Source organism: Methanococcoides methylutens (assembly GCF_000765475.1).
Classification (GTDB): Archaea; Halobacteriota; Methanosarcinia; order Methanosarcinales; family Methanosarcinaceae; genus Methanococcoides; species Methanococcoides methylutens.
Genome location: NZ_JRHO01000014.1, coordinates 294,885 through 312,658, shown reverse-complemented (window position 1 = coordinate 312,658; position 17,774 = coordinate 294,885). Strand labels below are relative to the sequence as shown.

General features: G+C 41.1%; 13 protein-coding genes and 2 pseudogenes. 12 read left to right on the top strand and 3 right to left on the bottom strand.

Translation table 11 applies throughout. The features are described 5' to 3' along the window. Positions 1-183: 183 nt before the first annotated feature. Both LI82_RS08715 and LI82_RS08710 read left to right on the top strand, forming a co-directional pair. Positions 184-1,473 carry a TolB family protein gene (locus LI82_RS08715; RefSeq protein WP_048195076.1) on the top strand — a complete coding sequence of 430 codons (1,290 nt, stop codon included), beginning with the start codon at positions 184-186 and terminating at the stop codon, positions 1,471-1,473. Positions 1,474-1,569: 96 nt separating this feature from the next. Beyond that, on the top strand, positions 1,570-1,998 hold the full coding sequence (locus tag LI82_RS08710; protein WP_052402853.1) for a desulfoferrodoxin family protein: 429 nt from the start codon (positions 1,570-1,572) through the stop codon (positions 1,996-1,998). 46 nt (positions 1,999-2,044) lie between these two features. Here the strand turns inward: LI82_RS08710 and LI82_RS08705 are convergent. Beyond that, a pseudogene (locus LI82_RS08705) lies at positions 2,045-2,893 on the bottom strand (TatD family hydrolase). 292 nt (positions 2,894-3,185) lie between these two features. Between LI82_RS08705 and LI82_RS08700 the strand changes: the two are divergent. The 9 genes and pseudogenes from LI82_RS08700 (at position 3,186) to LI82_RS08660 (ending at position 14,253) form a co-directional block, all read left to right on the top strand. Then, entirely contained in the window at positions 3,186-3,431 is a 246-nt protein-coding gene (locus LI82_RS08700; RefSeq protein WP_048195074.1) for a hypothetical protein, read from the top strand. A gap of 111 nt (positions 3,432-3,542) precedes the next feature. Then, complete coding sequence (locus LI82_RS08695) at positions 3,543-5,105, top strand: PAS domain-containing sensor histidine kinase (RefSeq protein ID WP_048195072.1); 1,563 nt, start codon at positions 3,543-3,545, stop codon at positions 5,103-5,105. 220 nt (positions 5,106-5,325) lie between these two features. Continuing rightward, positions 5,326-5,970 carry a cobalamin B12-binding domain-containing protein gene (locus LI82_RS08690; protein ID WP_048195070.1) on the top strand — a complete coding sequence of 215 codons (645 nt, stop codon included), beginning with the start codon at positions 5,326-5,328 and terminating at the stop codon, positions 5,968-5,970. Continuing rightward, positions 5,970-7,013, top strand: coding sequence for a uroporphyrinogen decarboxylase family protein (locus tag LI82_RS08685; RefSeq protein WP_048195068.1), 1,044 nt, complete (start codon positions 5,970-5,972; stop codon positions 7,011-7,013). Before LI82_RS08690 ends, LI82_RS08685 begins: the two co-directional genes overlap by 1 nt. A gap of 6 nt (positions 7,014-7,019) precedes the next feature. Continuing rightward, positions 7,020-8,720 carry a sensor histidine kinase gene (locus LI82_RS08680; protein ID WP_048195066.1) on the top strand — a complete coding sequence of 567 codons (1,701 nt, stop codon included), beginning with the start codon at positions 7,020-7,022 and terminating at the stop codon, positions 8,718-8,720. A gap of 179 nt (positions 8,721-8,899) precedes the next feature. Continuing rightward, positions 8,900-9,234: pseudogene (locus LI82_RS08675) on the top strand (isocitrate/isopropylmalate family dehydrogenase); the annotation flags it as partial. Continuing rightward, the gene (locus tag LI82_RS08670; protein ID WP_135607208.1) at positions 9,188-9,805 is read left to right on the top strand and encodes a hypothetical protein; all 618 of its coding nucleotides are present in this window, start codon (positions 9,188-9,190) and stop codon (positions 9,803-9,805) included. The pseudogene LI82_RS08675 and the gene LI82_RS08670, both read left to right, overlap by 47 nt. A gap of 147 nt (positions 9,806-9,952) precedes the next feature. Continuing rightward, positions 9,953-12,178, top strand: a complete 2,226-nt coding sequence (locus LI82_RS08665) for an NADP-dependent isocitrate dehydrogenase (protein WP_048195060.1) — start codon at positions 9,953-9,955, stop codon at positions 12,176-12,178. A 635-nt stretch (positions 12,179-12,813) separates the two neighbouring features. Next, positions 12,814-14,253 carry a dicarboxylate/amino acid:cation symporter gene (locus LI82_RS08660; RefSeq protein WP_048195058.1) on the top strand — a complete coding sequence of 480 codons (1,440 nt, stop codon included), beginning with the start codon at positions 12,814-12,816 and terminating at the stop codon, positions 14,251-14,253. Positions 14,254-14,385: 132 nt separating this feature from the next. Here LI82_RS08660 and LI82_RS08655 read toward each other — a convergent pair whose 3' ends face one another. Beyond that, positions 14,386-15,663, bottom strand: a complete 1,278-nt coding sequence (locus tag LI82_RS08655) for a homocitrate synthase/isopropylmalate synthase family protein (protein WP_048195056.1) — start codon at positions 15,661-15,663, stop codon at positions 14,386-14,388. Between the two features lie 331 nt (positions 15,664-15,994). Between LI82_RS08655 and LI82_RS08650 the strand changes: the two genes are divergently transcribed. Then, positions 15,995-16,498, top strand: coding sequence for an amino acid-binding protein (locus LI82_RS08650; RefSeq protein ID WP_048196173.1), 504 nt, complete (start codon positions 15,995-15,997; stop codon positions 16,496-16,498). Positions 16,499-16,526: 28 nt separating this feature from the next. On the opposite strand, the gene LI82_RS08645 is transcribed toward LI82_RS08650, so the two are convergent. After that, positions 16,527-17,726: a geranylgeranyl reductase family protein gene (locus LI82_RS08645; RefSeq protein ID WP_048195054.1), complete on the bottom strand. Its 1,200-nt coding sequence runs from the start codon at positions 17,724-17,726 to the stop codon at positions 16,527-16,529. Between the last annotated feature and the right edge of the window lie 48 nt (positions 17,727-17,774).

Below are 17,774 nucleotides of genomic sequence, written 5' to 3'. Positions count from 1 at the left end.
TATGGAAAAATCATGTAATTCTAATTCGTGTTATGTTGTGTTATTGATGACAATACCAATTCTGCTTAAACATCTCGGGAACAGTTCTCAAATTCATAATTTGAATCATATCATTTAAAATAATATCATTGATTATCACAATTTATACATATAATTATATAAATTCTTAGTTAAATCTATAAAATGAAATTCAAAGAATTATCTCTTGGATATGAAGCTATGAAAACAAAACTCGTCTTGATCTTCTTTCTTTGTTTTTTCACAATCAACATTGTTGATGCAAGTGAAATATTGCAACTTACCAATGACACCGAATCCATCGGATTCCCTCAATGGTCTCCTGATGGTGACAGGATCATTTACACTTCATCGGATCTCGAAACCATAACGTCAGGAGATTGGGTTGTAGATTTTTGGATGATGGATGCTGATGGAAGTAACAAAACTCAACTCACGTCTGGAGATACTATACTCGGACTTGGATTTAATAATCCTTTATCTCCCGATGGAACACAATTCCTGTTCATTTCAAACAGCACAGGTGATCATGAGCTTTGGATCATGAATGTCAACGGTTCAAATAAGAAACAATTAACTCACGGAGCACATCTTGAAAACAATTTGCTTGGATTGACGGGCAGATGGGGCATTTCGTGGAGTCCAGACAGTTCACAGATTGTTTATGTTTCTGCATCTTCTGAAAACAGGAATGTTTGGGAAACCGTAGAAATAAATGGCAAAAAAGAACCAATATTCAATATTTCTAAAGTTTCTAAAGATTACGATATCTGGATTGTTGATCACGATGGTAGTAATAATCTAAAGCTCACCACCAGTGGAAAAGATAATATCGGGGCAACATGGCGACCAGATGGGGAAAAAATAGCTTTTGTATCAAATGAATCCGGCAATGGTGGAATCTGGGTAATGAACAAAGACGGATCCGATAAAATACAACTTGTAGACGGATCTGCTTACAATATTGACTGGTCCCCTGATGGTACAAAAATAGTTTATGTAAAGGGTGATCATGAAAATTATACATCAAGCATATGGGTAATAGATGGTGATGGTAGTAATAAAAAACCTCTTACCAATAATTCCGAGTATTTTGTATCACAGTCTTATCCAGACTGGTCGCCTGATGGAAGTAAAATTGTTTTCAATTCCGGGAGCATTGGAGAATATGGAATCTGGATCATGAACAGTGATGGAACTGACCAGATTCGAATTGGTGAAGGTTTGATGCTTCAGTGGTCACCAAAAGGGGACAAAATTGTTTCGACAGCAATAAAGGGCGACAGATTAGCAATATCAGTAATTGTTCTTGATGAAGAACTGGTATCCAGACCTGCATCATCATTAGCATCTGTGCCAGAATCTCCTCCTGAAAAAACACCCGGATTTAGTGTAGTTATTGCAGTGCTCATGTTAGCCATGACCTTTTCTCTTGAAAGAAAAAAGAGAATCTGAATTTACGAGTAGGGCTTGTAATTTCCAGTGCCCAGCAATCACCTACATATAGCCCTTGATCCAAAAAATACAACACAACAACCAGCAGGTGACATCATGGAATTTAGTGACATCATAAGATCCGAAGACACAAACAATGTCGATGACCGTTCAAAAGAAAGACACATCCCCACTATCGATGTCCTCAGGAATTACGACAATACAGGGAGGGAATACATTCGGGTTGTTGTGGGGGAAAACGTGAAACATCCGAACACTCCGGAACATCATATCGAATACATTGAACTGTATGGTCGCACCAAGATGATGAATACTGTCACCATCGGAAGAGCAACCTTCGGTCCGGGAGTAAAACCGGAGGTTGTGTTCGGATTGGTGAATTTTGGTAAGTACCGGGAATTCTGTGCCATTGCATACTGCAATGTCCACGGGGTGTGGCAGAATTGTATCAAGATACGTGAGGAGCTAAGGTTAACAGCCGGATGCAGAAGGGAAAAATGTCTGCAGGAAGGTTTCGGGGTTTAAAAATTAAAAATAAAAAGTTTGGGATTTAATACTTAATATTCAAGCTTCATAGCTCGATCTCCACTTCATAGACCTCTTCAACATTTTCCTTGTGAATTTTCCAGAACGGCTCTTCACCGTGCTATTCCACAAGCTTCAATGTCCTTCGGGGAATCGTCTTTGGTCCCAGTACAGCCCCCGGTCTTTCAGGATCATCAATGTAATCGGTCTCCATCATGAAACGTGTTCCCTCTTCAAGGGCCTGCTCGATGGCACCTTTGCCTGCAAGTATTCCCGGGAAGATACCCAGCTTCTCACAAACATTTACAAGAGGGGGGGCGTAATGCTTAACCACCTTATTCAGCTGGATGCCTGTTCTCTTTGCCCTTTCTGTAATATCGATAAGTTCCGGTTCCTCGACACTCTCTGTGTGCAACTGGATCGCACAGTCCTGTTCCTTAGCAAGCATAAATCCATGTTCCATGATGACATTGGATGCATCCCATATCTCATCTGAAACGGGGTAGTGAGGCCGCCCGCTCTTGAGTCCCACGGCAAGGCCTTCATCGACGTACTTTGCAGCTATCTCGAGACCACTCTTCATAAGCTCAACAGCCCTTTCAAGTTCCATGCGTTCGGTCAGTTTTGTGATCTCAGCAGGGTGTACACCAAGTACCGGGAACGCCTTCACGCCGGTCTCGTTGATCTGTCTGGCAAGGTCAACGGTCTCATCGAAGACGATCCTGTAGTCCTCCGGTCTTGTGACCTCCACGCCGATGGTCCATGTGGGTTTTGTAACGAGAATGATGTGGGTTCCCCCTGCATTCTGGAACTCTTTGACAGCTTTCAGTCCCTTTGCGCGGGGGTCGATGTGCATGTGCTCATCGGTTATAGGCATCTTTGGTGACGTGTTCATGTGTTAATAGATGTGGTGAAGGCAAATAATGTTACTGTTTCTTAAGAGTTGGTACTTTTGTCGGGAAAATGTTCTCAATATATTTGGTAGTTTTTTAAAAACTTAAATGAATTTATTTAATTTCGCAGCTCTATTAAACTTGTATGGAAATTCTCTGGTTGCTATATAATTATGCCATTCGTATAATTTTATATTAGTTTTATATGGATAATTTCATATTGTAGTAAAAATTATATGTGATGATTAAATTACTGCTTATATTTTATTTTCAATAATATTTGTTTGGTGGCTAATGACAAAATACGACCATAATTCATCAGGGGTTAACACTTATAGATCTGGTTTTGAAGATATTTTAAAGACAGCTTCTTTGTTTGATATGTGGGATGATCATATTGCAATCATCTCTCCCGATGGCCTTCTTATTTATACGAATCAAAGTTGGAAACAGTTTGCTAAAGACAATGGTTTTGATCCGGTAAAATACAATGAAGGCACTAATTACTTGAAAGTATGCGATGGGCCAAATGGTAATTAGTCAATTGATGTTTCTACTGCAACAAAAGGTATAATTGATGTCATAAATGGGACAAAAAATGTTTTTAAAATTGAGTACACCTGTCACAGTCCTGATGAAAAATGCTGGTTTTTGCTGAAGGTCACACCACTTTCGAAAACTTATCCTTCAAATGTTCTTTTACAGCATATTGATATCACTGATCGCAAAGTTGCAGAAGAACATATCCGCGAAAGGGAAAATCGATTTAATAGTATTTTCAGGGCTGTACCTACTGGTGTAGGTGTTGTTCAGGAGCGGATCCTCAGGGAAGTTAATGACCGGATTTGTAAAATGACAGGATACTCAAGAGATGAATTGCTTGGTCAGAGTTCAAGGATACTCTATCCTACAGATGATGAATTTGAGTATGTCGGGAGGGAAAAATATTCCCAGATACAAAAACAGGGCATCGGAACTGTAGAAACTCAATGGAAGAGAAAAGATGGCAAGATAATTGACTTAATACTTAGTTCATCACCTATAGACCCGGACGATCTATTAAAAGGAGTTACTTTTACTGGACTTGACATCACTGAACGCAAAAAGGCCGATATAAAACTGTATGAGAGTGAGAAAAAGTATTCAAGTCTCGTGGAAAATAGTAATGATGGGATAATTATCCTTCAGGGTGATGCGATCAAATATGCGAACAAAACAATGCAGGAAATGTCTGGATATTCTTATGAAGCAATAGTCGATAAGAGTTTTATTGAATTTGTTTCACCTGAATATATCGATCTTATAATGGAAAAGTATAAGAGAAGATTAAATGGGGAAAGAATTTCAAATCATTATGATGTAGATATAATCTCTAAAAATAGGACTGCTATTCCTGTAAATGTAAGTGCATCTATTATACAGTATCAGGGTTTTCCGGCAACGATGGCAATTCTCAGGGACGTCACAATTTGGATGGAAGCAAAGGAGGCATTGATAAATGCTAAGATTGCAGCTGAAGATGCAAATAAGGCAAAATCAGAATTTATTGCGAATATTAGTCATGAACTAAGAACACCTCTTAATCCTATCATTGGATTTTCAGACATCCTGGCCAATGAAATGGCTGGTGAGCTTAGCAAGAAGCAGAAAAGATATGCTTCTAATATCAAACGTAATGGTGTCCAACTGCTGGAGTTCATCAATCATATACTCGATTTGTGCAAGATCGAATCTGGTAATGTGAGTCTTAAACGTGATGTTTTTGATCTGCAAAATGCCATTGCGGAAGTAAAAGATTCAAAAGCTGACATGGCATCGAGGGGAGGTATACTATTGGAGGCACATGTTGACCCACAGATAGCGGAGGTTGTTGCTGATGCGTTCAAGGTCAAAGAGATCCTTTCTGCTCTTGTAGATAATGCCATTAAGTTTACACCGACTGGTGGGATGGTGACTATCAATGCTGTCCGAAAAACAGATCATGTACAAATATCAATTACTGATACTGGTATTGGTATCTCAAAAGGGGATTTGGAAACTATATTCAAGCCCTTTGTGCAGTTAGATGGGTCAACTACTCGTAAATATGGTGGTACCGGACTTGGTCTCATGCTTGTTAAGGAATATGTTAAAATGCATAGCGGCGATGTCTGGGTCGAGAGTGAACCGGGCAAAGGTAGCAAGTTCACATTTACAATTCCAATGGGGCGATGAAAAATGAGATATTTATTGGCAACAAGGACTCATTTAGGTGTGCCAAATGTGCATTGTTCTCCCAATGTAATTATAGTTGCTCTTATTTTGATTGAAAAATCTATATTTGCCGATAGGTTTGGATCATAGCGATATGCTTAATATGATTCAATTCTTAAATTTATTATTAATATTGGTAGAATGATGAGTTCTAGGATTAATACATTTCAGGGACTTGAATATGGGTATTGACAAAAGATTAGCTATAGGGTTTGAGAATGCTTTGCTTAATATTGACAGGATAGCAGCAGAGAACATCATTAAAAAAGCTTTAGCTGATGAGAATGGAGATATTTTTAAGGTAATTGATACTATCATCTCACCTGCACTTGAAAGCATTGGATATAAGTGGGAACATGGTGACATCGCACTTTCACAGGAATATATGGCAAGCAAGATCGCAGAAGAGTTAACCAGTAAAACGCTTCCAGTTGAAAGTTCGCAGAGGACTTCAAGAGCTGTCATAGGTATCACGACCCTTGAAGACCAACACATGCTTGGAAAACAGATCCTAAAGGCCCTGATCAGTTCAATGGGGTTCAATTTCATCGATTATGGCAGTATGTCTATTGAAAAGATCAAGAAAAAGATAGCATCTGACAAAGTCGAAGTTCTTTTTATTTCCACCCTTATGCTGAACCACGCACTCAGAGTAAAAGAGGTTACCGAGTTCATAGAAAAGGAAAAAAACGGCACAAAGGTCATAGTAGGTGGTGCACCTTTCCTTTTTGATGATGAATTATGGAAAGAGGTCAATGCCAGTGCAATGGCCAGAACTGCTGTGGAAGGTATGCATATAGCTCAGGAACTTATTGGGGAATTCTGATGGTCAACGAAGAAATGACATCTATGGAACGTGTACTTACCACACTTGGACAGGAGGAACCTGACAGGGTGCCTTACTTCCTTTTACTTACCATGCATGGTGCCAAAGAGCTGGGTATGTCAATTAAGGAATATTTTTCCAGGCCTGAATATGTAGCTAAAGGGCAGATTCGTATGAGGGAAAGATACGGGCATGATTGTTATTATCCTTTCTATTATGCGTCACTTGAGACCGAAGCCTGGGGGGGCAAGACTATATTCTACGAGGACGGACCCGCTAATGCAGGGGCACCTTTCATTAAGAGTATGGAAGATATAGAAAGTCTCGAAGCTCCCGATGTGTGGGATAGTCCTCAGCTTCTTAAGGTCCTAAAAACCATTGAATTGTTAAAAGAAGATTCCGGAGAGGATGTGCCTATAATTGGAGTGGTCATGTCTCCATTTTCTGTACCACCTATGCAGCTTGGTTTTAGCAAATATTTTGATCTCATGTATGAAAACCGTGAATTGTTCAACAGACTCATGGGATTAAATACTGATTTCTGCATCGAATGGGCAAATGCACAATTGGAAGCAGGTGCTACGACTATTTGTTATTTTGATCCTATATCTTCACCAACAATAGTTCCAAAGGAGCTGTATATGGAAACTGGAAAACTGGTAGAGCAAAAGGTGATCTCCAGCTTAAAAGGGCCTGCTGCGGTGCATCTTGCATCAGGAAGTGCTTTACCGATCATAGATGATATTGCAGATACAGGAGCTTCAGTTGTCTGTACAAGTGCAACGGAGGACCTTGCAGAGGTCAAAGCAGCATGCAAAGGAAGAATGTCTGTACTTGGAAATCTGAATGGTATCGATATGAGGAACTGGACTGTTGAAACAACAGAATATAGTGTAAGAGAAGCCATTGATAAAGCTGCAAAAGGGGGAGGTTTCATCCTTTCGGACAACCATGGTGAGATCCCATGTCAGGTGCCACACGAAGTTCTTATGGCTATTTCTGATGCAGTTCGTAAGTATGGGAATTATCCAATAAACAGGTGAAAATTATTGATCGATAATATGTGTTTACTTGTTCCTGAAGGTATCATCAGGGAGGTCGAGTATATTGCAGGCAATAATGACCTTTTTAAAAATGTCAATGTGATTGGGGTGCCTTACACTGATCTCCTCGAACAGAAATGTGATTATGTGAACTGCGGTTTGATCCAACAGGCACTTGAGAGCTCTGAATGTTTTTACAAGGCTTTACTGATCCATGGTTCTGAATGTCCTGATATAATAAAGTCTCCTGAATGTAAAGGGACACTTTATACTCATGGAATGGAGAACCTGTACGAGCTGATGTTAAGTAGCAGAGAACTGGAAGAGTACAATAGTGAGTTCATAATTTCATCAGGATGGCTTGATAAGATCCTAAGCCAGGTAGAAAATGATGAACTGGGGATTGAAAGGATCAGGAAATGCATTGATTCATCTTGTTCCTCCATCCTTCATCTTGAGACTGGATTCTATGAAGGTAGTTCTAAGAATTTAGAGAAATTTTCTGAGGCAGTGGGAAAACCATTCAGGACGATGCATGTGGATGTTGATTTCATGGGGCTGAGTCTGGAAAATATTGTTCTTGAACATGATTGCGTTAGTAAGACCCGGAAGTTAAAAGAGGCAACAGAGAAGATGGCTTCCTTTTCCATGTCCATTGAGATCATAAAGGAACTTGTGGAACTTAAGGATGAGAAAGAAGTCGCAGAGAAAATAACTCAGATGTACAATGTCCTGTTTGCACCAGAAAAGGTCAGTTATATCTCATTAGATGATGGACTTGTTCAATCGGAATTTTCGACAAGCTCTGATCCTGATAATGAGCTGAACAGGGATTTCCTAAAAACAGATAAAAAATACCTGATAAGCGAGAACCGAGATGGTTTCTTGTTGAAGATAAAAAATCAGGCAGATGTCATGGCAACTGTTGAAGTTAAAGGATTTTCTTATCCCGGGGATATAAACGAATACCTGAATACAGCTCTTATCATTGCAAATGCTTCATCTCTTGTAGTGTCTAATATCCGAAGGTACCAGGAGATACTTGAATCCAGGAAGCGACAACAAGACCTTGCCGATACCCTGAAGGTAGTTAACAAGATCCTGAGGCATGATATTGCAAATAATCTGAATGTGGAAATAAATGCGATCGAGCTATATAACCTCAAAAATGATGCGAAGTTCCTTGAAATGGCACAGAGTTCTGCACATCGGAGTGTAGAAACGATCAGGAATATGAAAGATATTGAAAGTCAATTCTTATTAGATAGCCAGGATCTTTTACCTTATCATGTCCACGATTTAATTAAAGGTGCATGCATGCATTTCGATATTAAAAGTTCGATAGAAGGTAATGCCCTCATTATGGCAGACAACGCTCTGCCCTCAGTTATCGAGAACATAATAAGGAATGCACAGGTCCACGGTAAAGCAGATAGTATTCATGTAACCATAGATGATGACCAAATCAATTGTAAGATCTGCATCATGGACAATGGTGTCGGGATTCCGGATAAGATCAAAGCGTATATTTTCGGTGAGGGTTTCAAGTACGGTGGTACCGGCAATACTGGTCTTGGACTTTATATTGTAAAAAAGACAATTGAAAGATACAATGGTACTGTATCTGTATCGGATAATATTCCAAAAGGAGCTTCTTTTGTAATTGAGCTACCTTCGATACATACTGTGGATAGTTCAATGGTTTGACCCTTATGTTCCTTTTTTCCATCAATTTTATATCCTTGGTGAATATATGTCAGGAATTTGATTTTCCATGCCTTATATATTGTATGTGGGATTAAGAGGCAACCAGACGATGTGTTACATAGATAACACAATTAGCTTAATTTTAATACTATTCTAAACGACAAAATGGAATCAATAATATGAGCAAAACTGAGCAGTAATTGAAGGAGATGGAGTCGGACCGGAACTCGTAGATGCTATGCTTAAAGTGGCAGAGGCCATTGGCACAAATGTCGAGTTCGTGAAATGTGAAGCAGGAGCAGAATGGTGGGAGAAGAACGGTGGAACTTCCCTTGTTCCTGATGAGACATGGTCTATCCTTGACGAAGCAGATGCATGTTACAAGGGTCCTACCACAACACCTGGCGGAGCAGGTTCCCCAAGAAGTGTGGCAGTATCCATCAGGCAGAAATACAACCTTTATGCAAATGTCCGTCCTGTCAAGACCTTTCCTAACACCAACCCACCACTCGGCTAAAATAAGATCTAGCAAAACATCTTCTCATAACAAGAGAGCTTACAATATCATTTCAATTGGAGCTTTGTTAAAGGAACTAGGACAGCGTTTAATCACTCTTGGATGGGAGATGGGGAAGATGTCTAAGATCGCTGTAAGGGAATATACTCAGGAGGTTGAAGGGCCTACAAGTAACTCCTTCTTCAAACCAAGAGAAGATCCATTAAGGCATGATAGGGTATTGGTCTTTGATACTGAAACAACAATGGATCAATACCAGAATTTCAAGATCGGTTCTTTCCAGATATATCATGAAGGTTTCATTCAACATGAGGGGTTATTCTATGATCCTTCAATGCTCGCTGAAAAAGAAAAAGAGGCTTTTTTAAGTTATGCAAGAAAAAATGAGATCTCTCTTTACCTTCTAAATGAGTTTATTGATAAGGTATTTTATCCAGAAGTGTTTGAGCTAGAAACCCTTTGTGTTGGTTTTAACATCCCTTTTGACATAAGAAGGATCTCGAAATACTTACCGAAGAGACACTTCATGAAAAAGCTCAATGGACACCCTATAAAAACCAGAAAATAACAGGTTGGCCGGAGATGACAATGAGCCGCGGAGAGATCATTGTGCAAAATGACGAATTCCTGGGTAAAAAGGGATGGGGTCTCTTTATATAGAATAAAGCGCTTCGATTCGATAAAATATTATTAATTTACATAGGAAAGGATTAACATGGCACAGAAATCGACAATCATTTATACGAAAACCGATGAAGCTCCGGCTTTGGCAACCAGTTCGCTCCTGCCTATTGTACAGGCTTATGTGAAAAACGTCGGAATCACTATGGAAGCGAGGGATATCTCTCTGGCGGGAAGAATCATTGCCCAGTTTCCCGAAAGACTGACAGAGGACCAGAAGATTTCCGATACCCTTTCCGAATTGGGAGAGATGGTCTTAACTCCGGAAGCCAACATTATCAAACTACCCAATATCAGCGCTTCAGTTCCCCAGATTAAAGCGACAGTCGCAGAACTCCAGGCTAAAGGGTATGATCTGCCCGATTATCCCGAAGATCCTTCTAATGATGAAGAAAAGGCGATCAAAGCGAAATTCGATATTGTCAAGGGTAGTGCTGTTAACCCTGTATTGAGAGAAGGGAATTCTGACCGCAGAGTTCCTAAAGCTGTAAAAAATTATGCGAAAAAACATCCCCATTCCATGGGAGAATGGAAGTCTGATTCCAAATCCCATGTAGCCAGCATGAACGGCGGAGATTTTTACGGCAGTGAAGAATCTGTTGAAATTGAAGAGGCTACCAATTTCAGAATTTTCTTTACAGATGACGCTGGTAATAAAACACTATTAAAAGACAAAGCCCCTCTTCAGTCCGGGGAAATCATTGATGCAGCTGTTATGAACAAAAAAGCGCTTCAGGTATTTCTGGTTGAACAGATAGAAGATGCCAAAGCTAAAGATGTATTATTCTCCGTTCATTTGAAAGCGACAATGATGAAAGTTTCCGACCCTATTATCTTCGGTCATGTGGTTAAGGTCTTCTTTAAAGAGATATTTGATAAATATGGTGATCTGCTTTCTGAATTGGGTGTAGATCCCAATCATGGACTGGGAGATCTCTATACAAAAATCCAGAATCTGCCTGAAGGCAAACAGGCTGAAATCAAAGCAGATATAGAAGCTGTGTATGCCAGGAGACCGGCATTGGCTATGGTTAACTCCGATAAGGGAATTACCAATCTCCATGTTCCCAGCGATGTTATCGTCGACGCTTCCATGCCTGCAGCAATCCGCTCATCAGGCTGCATGTGGGGACCAGACGGGAAACTGAAAGATATGAAAGCCATAATTCCAGACCGCTCTTATTCGGGAGTGTATCAGGAAACTATTGAGTTCTGTCAAAAACACGGTGCCTTTGATCCATCAAAAATGGGAAGCGTTTCCAATGTGGGGCTTATGGCTCAACAAGCTGAAGAATATGGCTCACATGACAAGACCTTTGAGATGACTGGTACAGGAAAAGTTCAGGTTATCGATGACAACAATAATGTACTCATTGAACAGCCGGTAGGGGAAGGAGATATCTTCCGCATGTGTCAGGTGAAAGACGCACCCGTTCAGGACTGGATCAAGCTGGCCGTTAAACGAGCCAAAGCGACAGGCAATCCTGCAGTCTTCTGGCTCGATGAGAAAAGAGCTCACGATTCACAGCTCATTAAAAAAGTGAACAAATACTTGAAAGATTATGATATCGATGACCTGGAACTATTGATCAAAGCTCCCGTTGAAGCGACCAGGTTTTCATTGGAGAGAATTAAAGAGGGCAAAGATACAATCTCTGTGACTGGAAATGTTTTGAGAGATTATCTTACAGACCTCTTTCCCATTTTGGAAGTGGGAACCAGTGCGAAAACGCTATCAATCGTCCCCCTAATGAATGGCGGTGGACTTTTCGAGACAGGTGCCGGCGGTTCGGCACCCAAACACGCACAGCAATTTGAATCGGAAGGTCACTTGCGTTGGGACTCTCTAGGAGAATTCCTGGCCTTAACTGCTTCTCTGGAGCATCTGGGCAACAGTTTTGATAATCCTAAAGCTCTGGTTTTAGCAGAAGCATTGGATAAAGCGACAGAGCTGGTTCTGGAAAACAGAAAATCACCTTCCCGAAAAGTGAATGAGATTGATAACAGAGGATCTCATTTTTATCTGGCAATGTATTGGGCTCAGGCTCTGGCTGATCAGGAGAAAGATAGCGAATTAAAAGCGATTTTTGAACCTGTAGCTAAAGCTCTGATGGAAAATGAAGAGAAGATTGCCAATGAGTTGTTAGAAGCTCAGGGCAAAGCTATGGATATCAAAGGATACTACGCTCCAGATGAGGAGTTGAAATCCCAGGCCATGAGACCTAGTGCGACTTTGAATGGGATTATCGATTCTATTTAATTTTATTTTGGAAACAAAAGGAAAGCCCCGGTTTCGGCCGGGGCTTTTTAGTATCTAAATAAGCAATGTGATTAGGCAGCTAAAGCTTCTGCTTGGGTTGGGAAGGCAGATGCTATCTTCAAGGCAACAGAAGATGTCATTGGAGAAGGCAAGTATCTTACCTATAATATGGGTGGAGATGCATCCCTTAGCGGAATGACTGATGCTATCATCGCAAAACTGTAAAACAATATTATACGTAAGTAAGCCCGACTCTGGCGAGAATGGGACTTGAGGTGTATAGGATCTGCGGATCCTTTACACTATTCTTTTCTTTTTATCTCATGCCTTTGGTAAATTGTGGGGTCATAATTTAATCCAAATGCTACTCCTCATATTTTGAATTTATTTTACAACGGTGTTTTTTCGAAGTCACAATAAAATTTCTCGATCCATGTACCAATAATATATCGACTTCAATCTTTGCTAATTATTTCCATATTCCTCTACAATAGGCATTTATACCGGGCAGTGCTTCAATATTATAACGGTTAATTATGCAAAAAATCATTTTCAGAAGGGATCTATAAAAATATGGATCACGATGTGTGCTAGTTAACGCTCAAATCCTTAAAAACGTAAGCAAAGTTGTGATCATGTCAAGAATATATCGCATTCCTGAACCCCTATCTCTGATACATCCACGTTCATTAAAGCATCTTAGCTTCCAGCTTCAGACATTCGTTAGGGGCAGACTCTGGCTCAAGATACTTATCGGAATGGCATTGGGAATCGTTACCGGCCTGATACTTGGACCATCGACTGGAATGGTAAGTCAAAATGTTTCATATGCGATAGGTGAATGGCTTGCATTACCGGGATACATATTCCTGGCACTGCTGCAGATGATAGTTGTTCCTCTTGTTTTTGCATCTATAATCAGGGGTATTGCTTCCGGGGAAGATATGGAGCAGCTCAAAATGATCGGGGTACGTACCGTTGGCTATTTCATCGCAACCACAGCACTTGCCATAATTATCGGTCTCAGCCTTGCTTTAATGATAAACCCGGGTAGCTATATCAGCAGTGAACTGGTCCAGAGTACAATGGGGTCGGAAATTCCTCAAGTCAATGAAGCTGCTGTTACAACTCCTGGCATTGCAGATGTTCCGGGTATGATCACAACGATCCTGCCTACGAATCCGCTCGGATCACTAGCTACCGGACAGATGCTTCAAGTGGTTGTGTTCTCTGTCATAATAGGCTTGGCTCTGGTTTCGATGTCACCCACACAGTCAAAACCTTTACTTGATCTGCTGGGTTCGCTTCAGGAAGTGAGCATGACAGTTGTGCGATGGAGTATGTTACTTGCTCCTCTTGCTGTTTTTGGTCTTATAAGCAAGTTCACGCTGAATCTTGGGCTCGCTGCGCTTCTGGGAATGCTGGTCTATGTGGGTACTGTACTTTTTGGGCTCCTGTCACTACTTATTTTTTACTTGCTGGTAGTTTTCATTATTTCAAGAAAAGGTCCGATTGATTTCCTGAGATCTGTAAGGGATGTACTGTTACTTGCATTCTCAACATCCAGCTCTGCTGTTGTCATGCCTTTGTCCATTAAGACCGCTGAGGATAAATTAGGTGTCAGACCTTCTATTTCTCAATTTGTCATCCCACTTGGTGCAACTATAAACATGAATGGAACCGCTCTTTACCAGAGCATAGCAGCAGTTTTCCTTGCACAAGTGTTTGGTGTGGAACTTGGATTTGGTGCTCTTCTGTTGATCATGATCACCGTGGTGGGTGCTTCTATCGGTACACCTTCCACTCCGGGGGTTGGTATCGTTATACTTGCAATGATACTGAGCAGTGTTGGCATACCGACTGCAGGTATTGCACTTATTATTGGTGTGGACAGGATCCTTGACATGTGCCGCACATCTGTGAACGTCACCGGGGATCTTGTAACCTGTGTGATCATGGATAAATGGGTGGGCAGCAAGAAACCAGCAATGCAAGAACGCTTTGAACACTCAAAACGTGAAACCGAAAGAAAGATTCTGGGTGAAGATGTTATTATTAATTCGAATGATGCTTGATCTTGTTCTTCAACAAAAATCTTTAATGGGCATTTCCTGTGATATAAGTAGCACTTCAAAACCGAGATTGCATAAAAAATCAATAACTGATATTAAAAAAGAGATACTTATCCGCTAAAAAGCGGACAAGCTTCAGGCCGTTTTTCTGCCCATGTTCTTCTCGACTATAGGCTCGAAGAGGAAATACTTCTCCACGTATGCTTGTATCTCTTCATCAGAGATGCAGGAAACACGCTTTTCCTTGTCATAAAGTGCGTGTATATCGTTCTGTATCGACCTCAGGCGTGAGTCGTTCTTTTCGACGGTTATCTGAACGCCAATAAGTTCGTTCAGTGTATCCTGTACTTTGAAACGAAGTACTTCGATACCTGATGAATCGCCTATAAGGAAAGCTCTGGTTCCGCCTACGATCTCTGGTGGGTATGGTTCGTAGGTGAATGGGTTCTTGATGACGCCTGCAGTGTGGATGCCTGACTCGTGGGCGAAAACATTTTTCCCGACGACAGACTTGTTCCTTGGTATCCTGATACCAATTTCCGTCTGCATGAATTTTGCAAACTCTGCAAGACATTCAAGGTTATATTTGTCAAAACCTTCAACACGGCGGCTAAGGAAAAGCAACAACTTTTCCATTTCCGCATTTCCAGCCCTTTCTCCAATTCCGAGGAAAGTTACATTGGACCAGTTTGCACCGTGCCAGTATCCTGCAATGGAGTTGGCAACTGCCAGGCCAAAATCATCGTGGCAATGAGTCTCAATGTTCTTTACATTAAGGTCATTTTTCAAATGTTTCACCATTTCGGGTATGCCGAAAGGTTCATCCACATCTATAAATGGAACTCCAAAACCGATGGTGTCACAAAGACGGATCGTACAATTCGGATCGATCTCAAGTATCTTTTCGATAAGTGGGTATACGAAATAAGTATTGTCAGCTCGTGTCATATCCTCGATATGTGCACGGGTGCGAAGACCATGGTCCACTGCATACTGGAGTGCGTTCAGGTACTTCTCTTCTGCTGCTTCCCTGTTTGGAAGTCCCATCTTATCTATGATATGGGCATCGGAGACTGACATCAATACTCCGGTCTCTTCAATTTCTTCAATATCCAAAACCATGTCTATATCTGCAGGTACGGCTCTTGCCCAGCCGGTGATCTCGGGTGATTCATAGCCCCTGTCGAACATCATCTTAACTGCGTTCCTGTCACGCTCATTGTAGACAAATGTTTCCAGTTTTTCAATTCCTATCTGATGCAGATACTCGTATATCTGGAGCTTGTGATCTGCTTTTAAGACAATACCAGGCATCTGTGCTCCATCACGAATGGTACTGTCACTTATGCTTACTTCCTGTCCCAGTGGGAGTTTGATCTTTGGAAGATCTTCATAAGTTTTGTATATATTCATAAAATACCTCCTTGGACGTAATCAACTGCGAAATATGTGGTTAAAGCTATCACAGGTCCTTTATATTTCTTAGTGACAAAACGGTTTAAGAACAGTCCGTTTTCTGAACAGAACCTGCTTGTAAAAAACATCATCATCTGATTGAGTGTTCTCTTTGATTTAGCTCCTGTAATACTTTATCCTTAAAATGTCTTTCTTTTTCTTCATCAAAATAGTTTTGAGTAAATGTCATATAGTTTACAACTTTCTTTAATAACGGAACATTTATTAACTGCCTTTTAGTATGGGTTAGAGCTTAAATCTTTATAATTTGGGAAACAAGATGGTAATCATGTGGAGCACAGTACTCAAAAAGTTCGAAAAACATCCTGCACAGCAAAAGGTCATAAAGATCCTTTTTGAACGTGGATTTCAGGTGAATGATGAGGGAAAAGTGACATCAGGTTCAATTGAGATCCCTCACACACAACTTGCAAAGGAAGCAGGCGTGGACCGCAGGGTGGTCGATGCTACTACGGATACCATTCTCACAGATGAACTTTTGACTAACATTTTCCAGAATGTAAAATCTATACCATTCCTTCGTGATGTTGCTCCGTCCCTGGGTCTTGGTGTTATCATAATCACGCCGGATGATGCTGCAAATGTAGGTATCCTTTCTAACGTTTCAAAAGTAATTTCCGACCACGGTCTCAGTATCAGGCAGGCAGTATCCGATGATCCCTATTTTAATAATGAAGCAAAACTGACTATCATCACCGACTCAAAGATCCCTGGTGAACTTGTTAGTGACATCCTTGATCTTCAAGGTGTCAAAGGTGTCAGCATATACTGAAAATTAAAAAAGTAAAGACATAAAAGGGTCACAGTACTGCTTTTGCAAATGCTCTGAAAACACCTATCAGGTGTCTTGAGTTCATTGGATTCAATAACTTTTTGACCAGTATCGAGGGATGGTCCATATCCCCATACTTTGTTATCATTTCAAGTATGGCAGGATTGTTCATCGATCCTATCAGTTCATTCAGCTGATCATCGTTTAGTCCGGCGACAAAATCATGTATCTTCATCCCGATGCCAAGTTCACGTCCAAGTTCGGCCTTCCATCGTTTTTCGTATGAACTTAGCCTCTCCCCGGAAACATCACCGTCAAGTGCGGCTTTTGCTGCAACCTCTCCTGCGATCTTCGCACAGGCAGCTCCGGTATATATGCCACCTCCGGAAGTAGGTTTTACCTGTCCTGCAGCATCTCCTGCAATGAGTACGCCATTACCGTAAGTTCTCTTAAGGGGACCGATGGGGATCCCACCCACCACAAGATCAAGCATACATCCGGAGTGACCGGTGGAAAGCTGAGGATTTGAAGAAATAACTCCTTTGAGATAGTTAATTGCATTTTGTTCGTTGCCTGGTTCAACAGCAAGTCCTATTCTTGATATCTTCTCGCTGACGGGTACGGTCCATGCAAAAAAACCAGGTGCATTCGATCCCACGAAAAGCTCTACAAAATCATCACCTCTTGATCTGTAAGGTGCTTCTATTTGTACTCCTGACAGGACCCTGTCAACTCTTCCAAGGCCTGCAGATCTGGCGATAGTACTCTTTACACCGTCTGCTCCGATGACAACCCTGGCTTTTATGGTGGTTGGTCTTCCCATATGCATTACTGAAAGAAACTGGATTCCATCCTTTTCCAGAAGGCCGGTCACACGTCCCTTTAGCATCAGTTCTGCACCTGCATCCACTGCCATTGAAACAAGGTCTCGGTCAAAGATCTTCCTGGAAACGACATATGCCTTTGTCTTCCTGCCGTCTATGGGAAGGCAGGTTCCATTTGGTGAATGGACAAAAGCACCACGTACACTGTTCAGTACGAATTCGTCATCTGGCTTAATATCACATTCCGCCACAGCACGTGTACTCAGTAGTCCGGTGCATTCTACGGGTGTGCCGATGGATGAATGTTCCTCGATCATGAGCACCTTTGCACCGTATCTGGTAGCATAACGTGCAGCTGTGGATCCCGTAGGCCCGGCTCCGACCACGACAACATCATAGATCATGAGGACAACTCAAAAAGTAAAAAGAATAAAATGAACAATGTTTCGTTC

Bases quoted from the DNA above. Each gene is read 5' to 3' on its own strand.
- LI82_RS08715 (WP_048195076.1), top strand. From the start codon at position 184: ATGAAATTCAAAGAATTATCTCTTGGATATGAAGCTATGAAAACAAAA.
- LI82_RS08710 (WP_052402853.1), top strand. From the start codon at position 1,570: ATGGAATTTAGTGACATCATAAGATCCGAAGACACAAACAATGTCGAT.
- LI82_RS08700 (WP_048195074.1), top strand. From the start codon at position 3,186: ATGACAAAATACGACCATAATTCATCAGGGGTTAACACTTATAGATCT.
- LI82_RS08690 (WP_048195070.1), top strand. From the start codon at position 5,326: ATGGGTATTGACAAAAGATTAGCTATAGGGTTTGAGAATGCTTTGCTT.
- LI82_RS08685 (WP_048195068.1), top strand. From the start codon at position 5,970: ATGGTCAACGAAGAAATGACATCTATGGAACGTGTACTTACCACACTT.
- LI82_RS08670 (WP_135607208.1), top strand. From the start codon at position 9,188: ATGTCCGTCCTGTCAAGACCTTTCCTAACACCAACCCACCACTCGGCT.
- LI82_RS08665 (WP_048195060.1), top strand. From the start codon at position 9,953: ATGGCACAGAAATCGACAATCATTTATACGAAAACCGATGAAGCTCCG.
- LI82_RS08660 (WP_048195058.1), top strand. From the start codon at position 12,814: ATGTCAAGAATATATCGCATTCCTGAACCCCTATCTCTGATACATCCA.
- LI82_RS08655 (WP_048195056.1), bottom strand. From the start codon at position 15,663: ATGAATATATACAAAACTTATGAAGATCTTCCAAAGATCAAACTCCCA.
- LI82_RS08650 (WP_048196173.1), top strand. From the start codon at position 15,995: ATGTGGAGCACAGTACTCAAAAAGTTCGAAAAACATCCTGCACAGCAA.
- LI82_RS08645 (WP_048195054.1), bottom strand. From the start codon at position 17,726: ATGATCTATGATGTTGTCGTGGTCGGAGCCGGGCCTACGGGATCCACA.